This is a genomic window from Zhengella sedimenti, from assembly GCF_046506625.1.
GTDB lineage: Bacteria > Pseudomonadota > Alphaproteobacteria > Rhizobiales > Rhizobiaceae > Zhengella > Zhengella sedimenti.
In genome coordinates this window covers 351,037-365,580 of record NZ_JBKFFP010000001.1, presented here as the reverse complement: position 1 = coordinate 365,580, position 14,544 = coordinate 351,037, and the positions used below count along the sequence as shown (strand labels likewise).

17 protein-coding genes and 1 pseudogene are annotated in these 14,544 nt (G+C 66.4%); 7 read left to right on the top strand and 11 right to left on the bottom strand.

All coding sequences use genetic code 11. The annotated features are described in order from the left end of the window. Positions 1-29 precede the first annotated feature (29 nt). The 7 genes from lspA to sppA form a co-directional block, all read right to left on the bottom strand. Positions 30-521, bottom strand: a complete 492-nt coding sequence (lspA, locus tag ACLB6G_RS01905; protein WP_410354412.1) for a signal peptidase II — start codon at positions 519-521, stop codon at positions 30-32. Beyond that, entirely contained in the window at positions 518-1,369 is an 852-nt protein-coding gene (locus ACLB6G_RS01900; RefSeq protein WP_410354411.1) for a TrmH family RNA methyltransferase, read from the bottom strand. The genes lspA and ACLB6G_RS01900 overlap by 4 nt, the downstream gene beginning before the upstream one ends. After that, positions 1,366-2,316: an RsmD family RNA methyltransferase gene (locus ACLB6G_RS01895; protein WP_410355148.1), complete on the bottom strand. Its 951-nt coding sequence runs from the start codon at positions 2,314-2,316 to the stop codon at positions 1,366-1,368. Before ACLB6G_RS01895 ends, ACLB6G_RS01900 begins: the two co-directional genes overlap by 4 nt. Before the next feature lie 392 nt (positions 2,317-2,708). Next, on the bottom strand, positions 2,709-3,677 hold the full coding sequence (gene lhpI, locus ACLB6G_RS01890; RefSeq protein WP_410354410.1) for a bifunctional Delta(1)-pyrroline-2-carboxylate/Delta(1)-piperideine-2-carboxylate reductase: 969 nt from the start codon (positions 3,675-3,677) through the stop codon (positions 2,709-2,711). 10 nt (positions 3,678-3,687) lie between these two features. Continuing rightward, the gene (locus ACLB6G_RS01885; protein ID WP_410354409.1) at positions 3,688-4,017 is read right to left on the bottom strand and encodes a LapA family protein; all 330 of its coding nucleotides are present in this window, start codon (positions 4,015-4,017) and stop codon (positions 3,688-3,690) included. 57 nt (positions 4,018-4,074) lie between these two features. Further along, positions 4,075-4,356 (bottom strand): integration host factor subunit beta, encoded by a 282-nt coding sequence (locus ACLB6G_RS01880; protein WP_410354408.1) that lies wholly within the window; start codon positions 4,354-4,356, stop codon positions 4,075-4,077. A 54-nt stretch (positions 4,357-4,410) separates the two neighbouring features. Continuing rightward, entirely contained in the window at positions 4,411-5,379 is a 969-nt protein-coding gene (gene sppA / locus ACLB6G_RS01875; RefSeq protein WP_410355147.1) for a signal peptide peptidase SppA, read from the bottom strand. Between the two features lie 356 nt (positions 5,380-5,735). Here sppA and lptC point away from each other — a divergent pair, with 356 nt between their 5' ends. The 6 genes and pseudogenes from lptC to ptsN all read left to right on the top strand — a co-directional run bounded on the left by lptC (position 5,736) and on the right by ptsN (position 10,750). Next, positions 5,736-6,296 carry an LPS export ABC transporter periplasmic protein LptC gene (lptC, locus tag ACLB6G_RS01870; RefSeq protein ID WP_410355146.1) on the top strand — a complete coding sequence of 187 codons (561 nt, stop codon included), beginning with the start codon at positions 5,736-5,738 and terminating at the stop codon, positions 6,294-6,296. Positions 6,297-6,300: 4 nt separating this feature from the next. Further along, complete coding sequence (locus ACLB6G_RS01865) at positions 6,301-6,846, top strand: LptA/OstA family protein (protein ID WP_410354407.1); 546 nt, start codon at positions 6,301-6,303, stop codon at positions 6,844-6,846. A gap of 126 nt (positions 6,847-6,972) precedes the next feature. After that, positions 6,973-7,701 (top strand): annotated as a pseudogene (lptB, locus tag ACLB6G_RS01860) (LPS export ABC transporter ATP-binding protein); the annotation flags it as partial. A 174-nt stretch (positions 7,702-7,875) separates the two neighbouring features. Beyond that, positions 7,876-9,408: an RNA polymerase factor sigma-54 gene (gene rpoN / locus ACLB6G_RS01855; protein WP_410354406.1), complete on the top strand. Its 1,533-nt coding sequence runs from the start codon at positions 7,876-7,878 to the stop codon at positions 9,406-9,408. Between the two features lie 231 nt (positions 9,409-9,639). Continuing rightward, on the top strand, positions 9,640-10,221 hold the full coding sequence (gene hpf, locus ACLB6G_RS01850; RefSeq protein ID WP_410354405.1) for a ribosome hibernation-promoting factor, HPF/YfiA family: 582 nt from the start codon (positions 9,640-9,642) through the stop codon (positions 10,219-10,221). Positions 10,222-10,285: 64 nt separating this feature from the next. Beyond that, the gene (ptsN, locus tag ACLB6G_RS01845; RefSeq protein WP_410354404.1) at positions 10,286-10,750 is read left to right on the top strand and encodes a PTS IIA-like nitrogen regulatory protein PtsN; all 465 of its coding nucleotides are present in this window, start codon (positions 10,286-10,288) and stop codon (positions 10,748-10,750) included. Between the two features lie 69 nt (positions 10,751-10,819). On the opposite strand, the gene ACLB6G_RS01840 is transcribed toward ptsN, so the two are convergent. Together ACLB6G_RS01840 and ACLB6G_RS01835 are read right to left on the bottom strand one after the other, a co-directional pair. Then, complete coding sequence (locus ACLB6G_RS01840; RefSeq protein ID WP_410354403.1) at positions 10,820-11,077, bottom strand: BQ00720 family protein; 258 nt, start codon at positions 11,075-11,077, stop codon at positions 10,820-10,822. A 101-nt stretch (positions 11,078-11,178) separates the two neighbouring features. Next, complete coding sequence (locus tag ACLB6G_RS01835) at positions 11,179-11,604, bottom strand: Hsp20 family protein (RefSeq protein WP_410354402.1); 426 nt, start codon at positions 11,602-11,604, stop codon at positions 11,179-11,181. 109 nt (positions 11,605-11,713) lie between these two features. Between ACLB6G_RS01835 and ACLB6G_RS01830 the strand changes: the two genes are divergently transcribed. Continuing rightward, positions 11,714-12,655 carry a nucleoside hydrolase gene (locus tag ACLB6G_RS01830; protein ID WP_410354401.1) on the top strand — a complete coding sequence of 314 codons (942 nt, stop codon included), beginning with the start codon at positions 11,714-11,716 and terminating at the stop codon, positions 12,653-12,655. Between the two features lie 3 nt (positions 12,656-12,658). Here ACLB6G_RS01830 and ACLB6G_RS01825 read toward each other — a convergent pair whose 3' ends face one another. Together ACLB6G_RS01825 and ACLB6G_RS01820 are read right to left on the bottom strand one after the other, a co-directional pair. After that, positions 12,659-13,555: a ribokinase gene (locus ACLB6G_RS01825; RefSeq protein ID WP_410354400.1), complete on the bottom strand. Its 897-nt coding sequence runs from the start codon at positions 13,553-13,555 to the stop codon at positions 12,659-12,661. Between the two features lie 85 nt (positions 13,556-13,640). Further along, on the bottom strand, positions 13,641-14,513 hold the full coding sequence (locus ACLB6G_RS01820) for a methylated-DNA--[protein]-cysteine S-methyltransferase (RefSeq protein ID WP_410354399.1): 873 nt from the start codon (positions 14,511-14,513) through the stop codon (positions 13,641-13,643). Between the last annotated feature and the right edge of the window lie 31 nt (positions 14,514-14,544).

Sequence of the window (14,544 nt, the reverse complement as noted above, 5' to 3'; positions counted from 1 at the left end):
GGTGATGTGGCCCCGCCCCGGCCTGCGCGTCAATCGTCTCCGGTCCCGGCAGCACGCCGCCATGACAGGATTTCCTCCAGCAGCACCAGCCCCGCACCGATCGTGATCCATGTATCGGCGAGGTTGAACACCGCGAAGGACCAGGCCGGCGTGTGGAAGAGGAAATAGTCGACCACATAGCCGAGCAGGACGCGGTCGATCAGGTTGCCGATGGCGCCGGCGATGATCAGCGCGAAGCCCAGATGGGCCAGCCGCTGTTCGGGTCCGGAGATCCAGGCCAGCCAGAGAACGAAACACGAAATGACCAGCGACAGGGCGATCAGTCCTCCGGCCCCGAAATCGGCCAGCAGCGAAAAGGCAATGCCTGTGTTGTGCGTGCGGAACAGCGCGAAGAAGGGAAGCAGGTCGATCTGCTCGTGATAGGCCATGCCGGTCTCGACCAGGTGCTTGATCCACTGGTCGAGCGCGATCAGGCCGGCAGCCAGCAGGCCGTGCAGGCGGACGGTGCGCGACAGCCTCATGCGCCGGCCTCCAGCGACAGTGCGCTCCTTCGGATTTCATAGAGCATCACGCCCGTCGCCACCGCCAGGTTGAGCGAATCGGCGCGCCCGGCCTGGGGAATGCGCAGGAGCGCGTCGCAGCTTTCAGCGATGGCGTCCGGCAGGCCCTGGCTTTCATTGCCCATGACCAGCAGCACCGGCTTGCCGGCGAAATCCACTGTCCGGTAGTCGACCGATCCCTTGAGATGCGTTCCCGCCACCATGCCGGGCCACCCGGCCCGCCAGGCGAGGAATTGCTCCTGCGTGGCGCGGGCCACCGGAACGGCGAAGATGGACCCCATGGTGGCCCGCACCGTTTCCGGCGAAAACGGGTCCGTGGTCTCGCCGACCAGGATCACGCCCTTCGCGCCCACCGCATCGGCGGTGCGCAGGATGGTGCCCAGGTTGCCCGGATCGCGCACCCGGTCGAGGGCGATCCAGACATCGTCGCCGCCGGGCCGGATGTCGGCGAGGCGCGCATGGCTTTGCTCGAACACGCCCGCCACCATCTGCGGATTGTCCTTGCGGCTGATGGCGGCCAGCACCTTGTCGCTGACCTCCAGCACGTCGCCGCCTGCCGCGATCGTTCGCGCGGCCAGCGCCTGGATGTCGGCCCGCGCCTTGACCGCTTTCGAGCAGACCAGCATCCGGATGTGCCAGCCCGCGTCCAGCGCGTCGATGACCAGTTTCTGGCCCTCCGCGAGAAAGCTGTGGCTCTGGTCGCGGTACTTCTTGAGCGCCAGCGCCTTGATGTCCTTGACCAAGGGATTGGACAGGCTGGTGATTTCCTTCACCCGGCCGGGCGCCCCGACACCTGTTTGCCGGCTCATGACGCCACCCATCGGCTGAAAAGCGAGGTGGAGAGCGCGCGCTGTGCCGAGGCTTCGCGGATCACCAGTTCGCCGGACTCGACGCGGCCGCCCATGCCGGCGAAGCTGTCGCGCATGAGCGCATGGATGGCGAAGAAGGAGGCACGGATGGAATAGGCGGTCAGCACCACCGCCAGCGGTTTCGGCGTCAGGATCTGGCGGCACAGGTCCGCCATCACGGGCAGGTTGTCGAACAGTTGCCAGACTTCGCCCTTGGGGCCGCGGCCATAGGCCGGCGGGTCGAGCAGGATGATGTCGTGGCCGTTGCCGCGGCGTGCCTCGCGCTCGACGAACTTCATCGCATCCTCGCAGATCCAGCGGATCGGCTTGTCGGAAAGCCGCGCCATTTCCTGGTTCTCCCGCGCCCAGCCGATCGCCTTCTTCGACGCGTCGACATGAGTCACCTCCGCGCCGGCCCGCGCGGCCACCAGCGAGGCAAGGCCGGTATAGCCGAACAGGTTGAGCACCTTGACCGGCCGTCCCGCGCCGCGGATCAGGCTCTCCATGTGCTGCCAGTGCGTTGCCTGTTCGGGAAACACGCCGACATGGCGGAACGAGGTGAAGCGGCCGAGATAGTCGATGCCGTCATGTTTCATCGGCCACGTCTCGCCCAGCGCATCGTGCGGGAAGCGCCAGCGGCCCATGCCCTCCTCGTCCGTGTCGCCGGTAAAGACCGCATCGGCCTTGTCCCATTCGCCGGCGTCAAGGGCCGGCCGCCAGATCGCCTGCCCTTCGGGCCGGTCGATCAGGTAGGGTCCGTAACGCTCCAGCTTGCGGCCGTCGCCGCTGTCGATCAGGGCATAGTTCTCGCCGGGCGGCACTTCGAGGATGACAGGCAGGCGTTCGGCCGGAAGCGGGCCGCCGCGCCGTGCCACGCGGACCGGTTGCGCCTCGCTCCTGTCGGGCACCGCGTCCTTGGCACCGGCGCCGGCGCGGCGCGGCTTCGGCGCGGAAACATGCGCCTGCCCGGACGGTCCGCCAGCCCTGCCGGCAGGGCCGGGCCGCCTGTTGCGGTTCCCCCGCTTGCCACTGGCCTGTGCCGGTTTGCCCTTGTTCTTCAACGTGCCGCCTCGAAGCTTGATGGTCGCGCCGCTTCTGCCACAGGCCCGCCATCCTGTCCATCGGCCCCGGCTTGACCGGTGGCGCAGGCCGCGCCACCTTGCGGATGTTCGCCGAACCCAAGCGGAAAGCCTGTCATGCCGGAGCCCTATCGCGAGAATGCCGCCGCCGTCACCTTCTGGGGCCTGATGGTCTGCCTTGCGCTTGCCATCGTCGTCTATGTGATCGGCTGAACCCGGTTTCAGCCCGGAACCTGCTGCTCCCAGACCGCGATTGCGGCGGCGAGGTCTTCCAGCGCCGCGCCGACCGACTTGAAGACGGTTACCGCCTTGCCGTCGGTCCGTCCGGGACAAGCGCCGCGCGTCAGGTCGAAGAGGTCGCCCGCGATCCGGTCTTCGCTCAGCGCGCCGGAGGCCAGCGCCTGCACGATGTCGCCGCCCTCCTTCAGCGCGCCGCCGCGCGTGTCCACGAACACCAGGCCGCGCCGCATGAGGTCGTCGTCGCTTTCGCGCATGGCAGGCGTGAAGGCGCCGACGAGATCGACATGGGTGCCGTCCTTCACGAGCGCGCCCCTGACCAGCGGGACCGTGGAGAGCGTGCAACAGGAAATGATGTCGGCCTCCTGCTGCGCCTGGTCTAGGTCGCGTGTGAAGGAAGCCTCGAACCCGGCATCGCTGAGCCGTTTTGCCAGCGCCTCGCCATTGGCGGGTGACCTGTTCCAGACGGTGACGCGCTGGATCGGCCGCTGGCTGGCATGGGCTTGCACCAGTTCGCCGGCCAGCGTGCCCGCGCCGCAGACGAGGAGATGGCTGGCATCCTCGCGCGCCAGGAAGGATGCGGCAAGCGCCGAGGCCGCCGCCGTGCGCCGCGCGGTCAGCCGCTGCCCGTCGATGATCGCCTGAGGGGCGCCCGTCCGCCCGTCGAGCAGCAGGTATTGCCCCATGACCGCGGGCAGGGCGCGGCTGTTGTTTTCCGGACTGACCGTGACGATCTTGATGCCGATATGCCCGCCATCCGATGTGCCGGCTTTCATGAAGTCGTTCCAGGCGGGCATGAGGAGCAGCACGGAATCCGCATCGTCCGGCCGCTCGATGGTGTGGTGATGGCGCACAGGCTGCACCATGCCCTCGCGGAAGGCGGTTCTCAGCGCCTCGACGAGACGAGGATAGTCAAGCGCGGAATCGACCGCTTCCGGACCGATGACCTTCATGGCTTCGCCTTTACTGGCGCGGTGCGGCAAGCGCGGTGGAGGATGACGTGGCCTTCGTTGTCTCTGCCGCCCGCAATTCCTTCACCTCGCGGCCGCGCTGGCGCGCCTGCTTGCGGTAGCGGCCCTGCTTCCACCATGTCGCAGCCGAGCCAAGGATCATGCCCGTGACGAGCGCCAGGAACAGGTAGACGAAGAGCGGCCATTGCACCGTCAGCATGGGGTTGCCGGGATTGAAGGGATCGAGGGTGAAGGGCACGGCGCCACGGTTGGAAACGGCCAGGGCGATCAGCACGATGGCGACCGGAACCAGCACGAGAACGGTGACAAGACGGTTGAGCATGGCGATCGTGGTCCCTGCAATTGCGGCCTGGACGCCTCGATGCGCCCCGGCCTGCTTTTAGTCCGCGTTCAGGCGCTCGCGCAACTCCTTGCCGGTCTTGAAGAACGGAACCCACTTTTCCTCGACATGGACGGTGTCGCCGGTGCGCGGGTTGCGCCCGGCGCGCGCCGGCCGGTTCTTGACGGAAAAGGCGCCGAAACCACGCAGTTCGACGCGGTTGCCCTTGGAAAGCGCATCGGTGATCTCGTCGAAGATCGCGTTGACGATGTTCTCCACGTCGCGCTGGAAGAGATGCGGGTTCTTGGTGGCAATGATCTGCACGAGTTCCGATTTGATCATGTCGTTCCCTTTTTGCGCACATGCCGCCCGCAACCCGACAGCATTCTCGAAATTTCAATTTTCCTGAATTGAGCCAACAGGTTGCCAGAGCGAAAGCAGCCCGTCAAGGAAGAGTCCTTCGCCGGCCAGCGCGCGAATTGCCGCCAGTTCGCTGCCATCCAGCCCGAGCAGGCGCGAGGCCACGGCCAGCGGCAGGCCGCCAAGGGAACTCTCGGCCGGCTTCTTCCACTCGATGACCTTGAGGCCGCTGTCGACGCCCTTTTCCGAAAGCCAGGCCTTTGCCTCGTCCATGCCGCCCAGCGCATCCACCAGCTTGCGCTCCAGCGCCTGGCGGCCGGTAAACACCGAACCGTCGGCCAGCAGGCGCACCTCGCTTTCGGAAAGCGGGCGCCGGTCGGTCACCAGCCCGACGAACCATTCGTAGCTGTCCATGATCATGGCCCGCATCATGGCCCGCTCGTCTTCCGTCGTCTCGTTGAACGGCGATGGCTCGGCCTTGAGCGGCGCGGACTTTATGGTGTCGACCTCCACGCCGATATTGTCGAGCAGTCCCGAAACATTCGGAATCTGCGCGATGACGCCGATCGAACCGACGATGGAGGACTGCCGGGCGATGATGTGATCGGTCGCGCTGGCGATCATGTATCCCGCCGAAGCAGCCAGCGTGCCGACCTGCGCCGTCACCGGCTTCTTTTCCGCGAGCTTGCGCACCGCCTCGAAGATGGCTTCCCCGCCGACCGTCGTCCCGCCTGGCGAATCGATGGTCAGGACAACGCCCTTGACATGGTCGGAAGCCGCCGCTTCGCCGATCCGCTTGATCAGCTCCTCGTCCTCCGTGATCGTTCCCTCGATCCGGATCTGGGCGATGTGATCGCGTGACTTGCCGCCGATCTCGCCGCGCATGCCGGCCGTGGCCACGGCGATGATGCCGATGGCGGCCACGACGAAGGCTGTCGCGCGCCAGAATGTGACCTTGCGCCGCAGCCGGCGCCTGTCGATGATCGTGTCCGCGTCCTGCGCCATGGTCGTCGCTCCCTCGAAACGCATGCAGCGGCGAGTCCTAGCGCGATTGCATGGCGGATGCCATAGGCTTGCCGCCGGATGGACGAAGGCGGGACTTCATCGAAAAATAACCACAATGGCTTGCAATGCGGAAACGGTTGGGTCAATCGCTGGCTGCAGCGTGGCGGCGCATGCCGCCATCCGGATCAGCCTGAAGGAGAATGACGCTGTCAACGGCCGTAGCCACAGCCCCGAATGCAGGCCGCTCCCGGCCTGCCGCGCCGGCGCATGGACATGCGCGCGAAGACGCTTTCCGGGCCGCCCGCCGCCATACCCGCCGCGTAAGGTTCCTCAAGAAGGTCCTGCCCTTGACGGCGGTGGCCATCACCCTCGTCTTTGCGGTCTATTCCTGGGTCGTGACACCTGGAAAGGTCTCCATCGACGTGGCGTCCAGCGGTTTCGTCGACGGAAAGCTGATCATGGCCTCGCCGAAACTGGACGGCTACACCCGCGACAACCTGCCCTATTCGATGACGGCCAGCCGCGCCATCCAGGAGCCGGGCAACATGGAGCGCTTCGACCTGGAAGACATCGTCGCCCGCCTGCCGCTGTCCGCCGAGCAGATGGCCGACGTCACCGCGGCGAGCGGCCGCTACGACAACACGACGAGAACGCTGAACATCGACAGCCCGATCTCGATCGTCACGACCGACGGTCTGCGGGCGCGTCTCTCCGGAGCGCGCATCGATGTCGGGTCAGGTAGCCTGGAGACGGGCGAACCCGTCGAGATCAGTCTTGACGGATCGAGCATTACCGCCGATTCCATGCGGGTCACGGACAATGGCAAGGTGCTTGTGTTCGACAGGAATGTGCGGATGACGCTCGATCCGGAGCAATCACGTGGACGCGGCGCGGCCGATGCCGCCGGGAAGGAATGACGCCATGAAACCTCTCCTCGTGCCGGCCCTGGCCGCGGCGGTCCTTGCCGGGCTCATTGCGCCTTCCATGGCACAGGACCGGGCGACGGGACTGAAGCTCGATTCCAGCAAGCCGATCCAGATCGAGAGCAACAATCTGGAGGTGCGCGAGGCCGAGAGCGTCGCCATTTTCACCGGCAACGTCGCCGTCCAGCAGGACAAGACCGTCCTCAAGGCGGGCCGCATGAAGGTCTATTACAAGACGGACGGCGGGTCGGCGACCACCGGTTCGGCCGATATCGACCGCCTCGAGGTGGACGGCACGGTCTATGTGCGCTCCGAAACCCAGGAGGCAACCGCCGAGAAGGGCGTCTACGACATGTCCAGCGAAACGCTGGTCCTGTCGGGGGACAAGGTTGTCCTGACGGAGGGCGCCAATGTCATCGTCGGCTGCAAGCTGACGGTCAACACGAAATCCGGACTGGCGAAGCTGGAGCCCTGCAGGAGTACCGGCGGGCGCGTGAAGATGCTGCTGACGCCGGGCGATTCCAGGAACAATGGCGGAAATTGAACCGGGGACGACGGGGACCGGGCAGGACGGGACGGGCGCGTGGGCTTCTTTGAGCGAATGAGACCGGGTGGCAGGACGGGAACGGGTGGCGCCGGCGCCTCGGCCGGAGCCGTGCCGCCGGACGACCGCTACAAGGGCACGCTGATCGCCCGCGGCCTGTCCAAGAGCTACAAGGGCAGGCAGGTGGTCGACGGCGTGTCGCTCGGCGTGCGGTCCGGCGAGGCGGTGGGTCTTCTGGGTCCCAACGGCGCGGGCAAGACGACCTGTTTCTACATGGTCACGGGTCTGGTGGCGGCGGACAGGGGATCCATCGAGATCGACGGGCATGACGTGACCCATCTGCCGATGTACCGGCGCGCGCGCCTGGGCATCGGCTATCTGCCGCAGGAAGCCTCCATCTTCCGCGGCCTGTCGGTCGAGGACAATATCCGCGCCGTTCTGGAGGTGGTCGAACCGGACCGCAAGGAGCGCGCCCGGCAGCTTGACCAGTTGCTGGAGGAATTCCACATCGCCCATCTGCGCAAGTCGCCCTCCATCGCCTTGTCGGGCGGCGAGCGCAGGCGCCTGGAAATCGCGCGGGCGCTGGCCAGCCGGCCGAATTTCATGCTGCTGGACGAGCCGTTTGCCGGCGTGGACCCCATCGCGGTCGCCGATATCCAGCAACTCGTCCGCCATCTCACCGCCCGCGGCATCGGTGTGCTCATCACCGATCACAATGTGCGCGAGACGCTCGGCCTGATCGACCGGGCCTATATCATCCACGCGGGCCAGGTTCTCACCCACGGCCGGCCCGGCGATATCGTCGCCAACCCGGATGTCCGCCGTCTCTATCTCGGCGAAGCCTTCACCCTCTGATAACCAGTCCGTCATCCGGCTGCGTCACCGTGCCCGCAATTTCGCGGCCGGATACCTTTTGGTAGTTCTTGACAAGCAAGGTTCAGGCCAAGTCTTATGCAAGGCTGTTGTGCGCTGCGGCAGGGGGCGGTGGCGCGACGAAGGGCGGGCTTCGGCCCGGGGCAAGGAAAACCGATGGCGCTTTCTGCCAAACTGCAGGTCAAGCAGACGCAATCGCTGGTCATGACGCCGCAGCTGATGCAGTCGATCCGGCTGCTTCAGTACACCTCCATGGAACTGGAACGCTTCGTCGAGCAGGAAATCGAGCGCAATCCGCTCATCGAGCGCGACGAACGCGATGACCGTGACGGATCGGACGACCGGCGCGGGGAAGCCGATGGCGACGGGCCGCAGGCCGCTGCCGACGGCGATGACCGATGGATGCAGGACGACCTGGAGTGGAGCGCCGCCGACATATCGGGCAAGCTGGATTCCTCGCTGGAAAACGTGTTTCCCGACGATCCGGGTACGCGCGAGGCCGTTCCGCTGCAGATGGAGACGAACTGGAAGTCGGCGCCATCTGGCGGTGGCGGCGGCGAGCCGTTCGATCTCGACCAGGTCACCGCCGCGCCGGTCACGCTGGCCGACCACGTGCGCGAACAGATCGCCCTGGCCATCCGCGAGCCGGCGGCCCGCCTCATCGCCGCCGAACTGGCCGACGGCCTCGATCCGGGCGGCTGGTATTCCGGTGACATGCAGGACGTGGCCACGCGTCTCGGTGTCGCAACCGGCGAGGTCGAGGCGGTGCTGGCGCAGTGCCAGCGCTTCGACCCGCCGGGCCTGTTTGCCCGTTCGCTGGCCGAATGCATCGCCCTGCAACTGAAGGCGAAAGACCGGTTCGACCCGGCCATGCAGGCCATGGTGCAGAACCTGGAACTGCTGGCACGCCGTGATTTCCAGAGCCTCAAGCGGCTGTGCGGCGTCGACGAGGAGGATCTCGTCGACATGCTGGCCGAAATCCGCAGCCTCGATCCGCGCCCCGGAACCGCCTTCGAGGGCGCCGTCGCCGACCCGGTCGTGCCCGACGTGTTTGTCTCGCGGGCCGCCGACGGCTCCTGGGCGGTCGAACTGAACCAGGATGCCCTGCCGCGCGTGCTGATGAACCAGGCCTATGCGAGCAAGGTGCAGGCCGGCGCCCGTACACGGGAGGAGAAGGAGTTCCTTGCCGAATGCATGCAGAATGCCAGTTGGCTGACGCGCAGCCTCGACCAGCGGGCGCGCACCATCCTCAAGGTCGCATCCGAGATCGTCCGGCAGCAGGATGCGTTTCTTGTCCACGGCGTCTCGCATCTGCGCCCGCTCAACCTGCGCACCATCGCCGATGCGATTTCGATGCATGAATCGACTGTCAGCCGCGTGACCGCCAACAAGTACATGATGACCCCGCGCGGTATCATCGAGATGCGCTACTTCTTCACCGCTGCCATCGCCTCGGCCGAGGGTGGCGACGCCCATTCCGCCGAATCGGTGCGTCACCGCATCCGCCAGATGATCGAGGAGGAGACAGCGTCGACGGTCCTCTCCGATGACGCGATCATGGAGAAACTGCGCGACGGCGGCATCGACGTGGCGCGCCGCACTGTCGCCAAGTATCGTGAAGGCATGAACATTCCGTCCTCGGTCCAGCGGCGCCGGGAAAAGCGCGCCCTGGAAAAGGCGCGCGGTTGAGAGGCTGCGGCGCCCCGTGTTTGCCGGCGGCCGGGCTATTTCATTGACAACGGATACTTCCGGCACTAAGAGCGCGGCCCATCGGAGGCCCGGCCCGGCGGTTCTCCGTGCCGCACCTGTGGAAACCGGGCATGCGGAAAAATCCGGTCGGGGCGGATGCGCCCGACGCCTTGTCTGTTGCGGGCACCGGTGTAGAATCGAAGCCCTGTTTCGGAAGAGAGGACTTTCCACATGAGCTTGCGTATTTCGGGAAAGCAGATGGAGATCGGCGACGCGTTCAGGACGCGCATCGAGGATCGCATCGGCGAGGCGATCGACAAGTATTTTGACGGCGGGTTCTCCGGAAAGGTCACGGTCGAGAAGAATGCCTCGCGCTTTGACGCCGATTGCACGCTGCATATCGACACCGGTCTCGTGCTGCAGTCGTCGGGCCGTGCCATGGATCCCCAGGCAGCCTTCGACGAAGCGGCCGAAAAACTGGAGAAGCGCCTGCGGCGCTACAAGCGGCGCCTGAAGAGCCATCATCACCGTGACAGCGAACCCGGCTTCGACATCGCCTACCGCGTCATGGCGCCGGTGGCCGACGAGGACGAGGAAGTGCCGGAAGATTTCGCCCCGACCGTCGTGGCCGAGTCGACCGTTTCCCTTCGGCAGATGACGGTCGCTTCGGCTGTCATGGAACTCGACATGAAGGACAGCCCTGTCTTCGTGTTCCGCAACTCCGCCAATGATCACGTGAACATCGTCTATCGCCGCGCCGACGGGAACATCGGCTGGATCGATCCTTACGCGGGATCGGTGGCGGCGGAATAAGAAACAACAAGCTTCCGGTTGCGTTGCTCCTTTTTCGGGCCGGCAACCGGCAGAAAGGCTGACCATGGCTCTCGGCGATCTCGTGAGCATCAACGCCATATTCCCGGCGGTGAAGGCCAATTCCAAGAAGCAGCTTCTCCAGCTTCTGGCAGAGAAGGCGGCAGGGCTGACGGGGATTCCCGAAAGGGAGATCTTCGACACCATCCTGCAGCGCGAGCGCCTGGGCTCCACGGGCGCGGGCAATGGCCTGGCCATTCCGCATGGCAAGCTGCGCTCGATCGGCCGGATCACGGGATTTTTCGCCCGGCTGGAAACGCCGGTCGATTTCGAGGCGATCGACGACCAGCCTGTCGATCTGGTGTTCCTGCTGCTGGCGCCGGAAGGGGCCGGCGCCGATCATCTCAAGGCGCTTTCACGCATTGCGCGGGTGATGCGCGACCCCGACACCGTGGCCAAGATCCGTGGCGCGGCCGATGTCGAGGCCATCCACGCGCTCCTTTCGGGCACGCCCGCCTCGAACGCGGCCTGAAAACCGGCAGGGGAAAGCATCGGGCGGGGCCTTGGCTCCGCCTTTTTTCTTTTTCGGCAAGGCCGCCGGTCAGTGGACGCTGACTTCCTGGAGATCGTTCTCCCAGGCGCCTGCGACCGCGGCCTCGCGTGCGGTGGCCAGCAGGATCGGGTTGCCGTCGGCGGCAAACAGCGTCCAGACATCCAGACCGGGCGCGATATTCGCGATGCCGGGATAGGCCGCCAGCAGGTCGTCGCTCTTCATCTTTCGCACGTAACCGACCTTGCCCTCGCCCAGATGGGCAAGTTCGCTGGCGGTCAGGATCGAATTCACGTGGTCTTCCGTCATGGAATCAGCCTCCTTCGGCAAGAAGGGATCTCCTCCACGGGACAATCCCCTCATAGAGCTGTTAACAAGTCGTGAAACGGAATGGTTCCGGCAAGGCCGCCCTAGTCGCGGATCGCGATATCGATCTTGCGGATCAGCCGTTCCGGTTCCGGCCGGTCGAGATCGATGGAGAGCAGGCCGTTCTTCAGTTCCGCGCCCAGCACGCGCATGCCGTCGGCCAGCATGAAGGCCCGCTGGAACTGGCGCGCCGCGATGCCGCGATGCAGGTATTCACGGTCCTCGTCGTCCTGCTGCCGGCCGCGGATGATGAGCTGGTTTTCCTCGGTTGAAACCTCAAGTTCGCTCTCGCGGAAACCGGCCACTGCCAGGGTTATGCGCAGGCGGATGCTTTTCTCGTCCTCGCTGCGAATCCGCTCGATGTTGTAGGGCGGATAGCCGTCACCATTCTTGGCGATGCGTTCGATGGTTTTCTCCATCGCGTCGAAACCGAGCATGAGCGGGCTCGAGAAGGGCGTCATGCGCGTCATGTCAAAAGTCCTCCGGGAAGCGACCATTGGCAATCCGGCCCGTCTGGCGCCGTATTGCATGGACCTGATATGGTCGCGAAAACGAACCGATTCAAGAGAGGGACAAATCGTGGCGGAGACGCGCAAGATCATCATCGACACCGATCCGGGGCAGGATGACGCCGTGGCGATCCTGCTGGCGCTGGCCAGCCCCGAACTCGACGTTCTGGGCATTTGCGCGGTCGCCGGGAACGTGCCCCTCCACCTGACCGAGCGCAATGCCCGCAAGATCTGCGAACTGGCCGGCAGGCCGGAGACGAAGGTCTACAAGGGTGCCGTGCGGCCCCTGCTGCGCCACCTCGTCACCGCCGAGGAAGTCCACGGCAAGACCGGTCTCGACGGCCCCGACCTGCCTGAGCCGCAAATGGCCCTGCAACCCGGCCATGCGGTGGACTTCATCATCGACACCGTGATGCGCGAGGAACCCGACACGGTGACGCTGTGCACGCTCGGTCCGCTGACAAACGTCGCGCTGGCGCTCAACCGGGAGCCGCGCATCGCCCCGCGCATCCGCCAGATCGTGATGATGGGCGGCGGCTATTTCGAGCAGGGCAACGTCACCCCGTCGGCCGAGTTCAACATCTATGTCGATCCGCACGCCGCCGACGTCGTGTTCAACTCCGGCATCGACATCGTCATGATGCCGCTCGATGTGACCCACAAGGCGCTGACCACGCGCGCCCGCGTCGAGGCCATCCGCGCGCTGGGAACGCCGGTCGGCGAGGCGACGGCCGCGCTGCTCGATTTCTTCGAGCGCTTCGACGAGGCGAAATACGGCACCGACGGCGGACCGCTGCACGACCCCTGCGTCATCGCCTGGCTGCTGCGCCCGGAGCTGTTTTCCGGCCGGCACTGCAACGTGACGGTGGAGACCATGTCCGAACTGACGATGGGCGCCACCGTGGTGGACTGGTGGGGTGTCACCGACCGGCCGAGGAACGCCCATGTCATGCGTGACATAGACGCCGACGGCTTCTTCGCGCTGCTGACCGAGCGGCTGGCGCGGCTCTGAGGATCAGGCCGCCACGGCGGCCTCGACTTCGGCCAGCAAGGGGATCGCCGGCTGCGCGCCGGGCTTCAGGCAGGCAAGCGACCCGGCCGCCGCCGCCAGCCGCAGCGCGTCTTCAAGGATCAGGCCGCGATCCAGCGCCGCGGCGAAATAGCCGCAGAACGTGTCGCCCGCACCCACCGTGTCGACGGGGGTCACGGGCAGCGACGGCACCGCGATGCTGCCCTCCGGCGTCATGGCGAGCGCCCCGGCGCTGCCCAGCGTGACGATGACCGTGCGTCCCGTCACGTGGACGAAATTGGCCATGCGCGCCTCGCGCGACGCGCCCGCGAGGCCGAGCGCCCCGGCGTAAAGGTCGAATTCCGTTTCGTTGGCGATCACGTAGTCCGCCTTTGCCAGCAGCGGTGCGGCCTCGGCGCGATAGGGCGCGGTGTTGAGCAGGCTCACGCCGTTTGCCGCCCGCGTGGCCTCCAGCGCCGCGTCCACCGTTTCCAGCGGGATCTCGTGCTGGAGCAGCACATGCCCGCCGGATGCGGCCGCCGCGCGCGCCATCTCCGGGGTGACGCCGGCATTGGCGCCCGGGATCACGGCGATCATGTTCTCCCCGTCCCCGCCCACCAGGATGAGCGCCGTTCCGGTCGGGCCGTCCACGGTGGCCACGCCGGAAAGGTCGACCCCGCCATCGGCCAGCAGTGCCAGCGCTTGCCCCGCGAAGGCATCGCTTCCCGCGGCTCCTGTCATGCGCGTGGCAGCCCCCGCCCGCGCGGCCGCCAGTGCCTGGTTGGCACCCTTGCCGCCCGGCGCGGTGGAAAAGCCGTCGCCCGGCACCGTCTCGCCTCGTTCCGGCAGGCGCGCGACCGTGGCGATCAGGTCGAGATTGATGGAACCGATGACGGTGATCATGGACGAACCTCCGGGCAGGACATGGCGGCGCGAAGCTATCGCGCCGCGCCGGGGATCACAATCGGCAGCCGGCAGGCAAATGCGGTCAGGCCTGCCCGGCCTCCCAGCCCAGCATGGCGCGCTTGCGGGTCAGGCCCCAGTGATAGCCGGTCAACTGGCCGGATTTTCCCAGCGCCCGGTGGCAGGGAATGACGAAGGAGACAGGGTTCGCGCCCACCGCCGCGCCCACCGCCCGGCTCGCCTTCGGCTTTCCGATCGCGTTCGCGATGTCGGAATAGCAGGCGGCCCGGTTCATCGGGATGCGCATCAGCGCCTCCCAGACCCGGACCTGGAAGTCCGTGCCGATCATGACGACGCGCAAGGGTTCCTCTTCCCGCCAGCGCGCGGGATCGAAGACGCGCGCCGCATAGGGCGCGATCGCGGATGCGTCCTCCACGAAGCGCGCATTCGGCCAGCGCCGCGCCATGTCCTCGAAGCAGGCCGCCTCGCCGCCCGGATCGGCGAAGGCAAGGCCGCAAAGCCCGCGTTCGGTGGCCATGATCAGCGCCTGCCCGAAGGGCGAGGAGTGAAAGCCGTGGCGGATGGTCAGCCCCGCGCCGCGCGCCTTGTAGTCGCCCGGCGTGATCGCCTCGTGGGTCACGAACAGGTCGTGCAGGCGTCCCGGCCCGGAAAGGCCCAGTTCCAGCGCGGCGTCGAGAATGGGTGCGCCCTCGTCCAGCAGGCGGCGCGCATGGTCCAGCGTCACCGCCTGCAGGAAGGCCTTGGGCGAAAGCCCTGCCCAGCGGGTGAACAGCTTCTGCAGGCCGGTCGGCGTTTCGCCCACGCGCGCCGCCAGCGCGTCCAGCGACGGCTGGTCGCGATAGTCGAGCGAAAGCGTCTCGATCACCTGGCGCACGGTCTCGTAATCCGTGCCCTGCGGCGTGATGTCATGGGTGAGGATGGGGGTCTGAAGGTTCATGGCTTGGTCTCCATGCCGCGACAATGGCTGA

Bases quoted from the DNA above. Each gene is read 5' to 3' on its own strand.
- ACLB6G_RS01820 (WP_410354399.1), bottom strand. From the start codon at position 14,513: ATGAACCTTCAGACCCCCATCCTCACCCATGACATCACGCCGCAGGGC.
- ACLB6G_RS01835 (WP_410354402.1), bottom strand. From the start codon at position 11,604: ATGACGCGCATGACGCCCTTCTCGAGCCCGCTCATGCTCGGTTTCGAC.
- ACLB6G_RS01840 (WP_410354403.1), bottom strand. From the start codon at position 11,077: ATGACGGAAGACCACGTGAATTCGATCCTGACCGCCAGCGAACTTGCC.
- ACLB6G_RS01865 (WP_410354407.1), top strand. From the start codon at position 6,301: ATGAAACCTCTCCTCGTGCCGGCCCTGGCCGCGGCGGTCCTTGCCGGG.
- ACLB6G_RS01885 (WP_410354409.1), bottom strand. From the start codon at position 4,017: ATGCTCAACCGTCTTGTCACCGTTCTCGTGCTGGTTCCGGTCGCCATC.
- ACLB6G_RS01880 (WP_410354408.1), bottom strand. From the start codon at position 4,356: ATGATCAAATCGGAACTCGTGCAGATCATTGCCACCAAGAACCCGCAT.
- hpf (WP_410354405.1), top strand. From the start codon at position 9,640: ATGAGCTTGCGTATTTCGGGAAAGCAGATGGAGATCGGCGACGCGTTC.
- ptsN (WP_410354404.1), top strand. From the start codon at position 10,286: ATGGCTCTCGGCGATCTCGTGAGCATCAACGCCATATTCCCGGCGGTG.
- ACLB6G_RS01825 (WP_410354400.1), bottom strand. From the start codon at position 13,555: ATGATCACCGTCATCGGTTCCATCAATCTCGACCTGATCGCCACGGTC.
- sppA (WP_410355147.1), bottom strand. From the start codon at position 5,379: ATGGCGCAGGACGCGGACACGATCATCGACAGGCGCCGGCTGCGGCGC.
- ACLB6G_RS01900 (WP_410354411.1), bottom strand. From the start codon at position 1,369: ATGAGCCGGCAAACAGGTGTCGGGGCGCCCGGCCGGGTGAAGGAAATC.
- rpoN (WP_410354406.1), top strand. From the start codon at position 7,876: ATGGCGCTTTCTGCCAAACTGCAGGTCAAGCAGACGCAATCGCTGGTC.
- lspA (WP_410354412.1), bottom strand. From the start codon at position 521: ATGAGGCTGTCGCGCACCGTCCGCCTGCACGGCCTGCTGGCTGCCGGC.
- lhpI (WP_410354410.1), bottom strand. From the start codon at position 3,677: ATGAAGGTCATCGGTCCGGAAGCGGTCGATTCCGCGCTTGACTATCCT.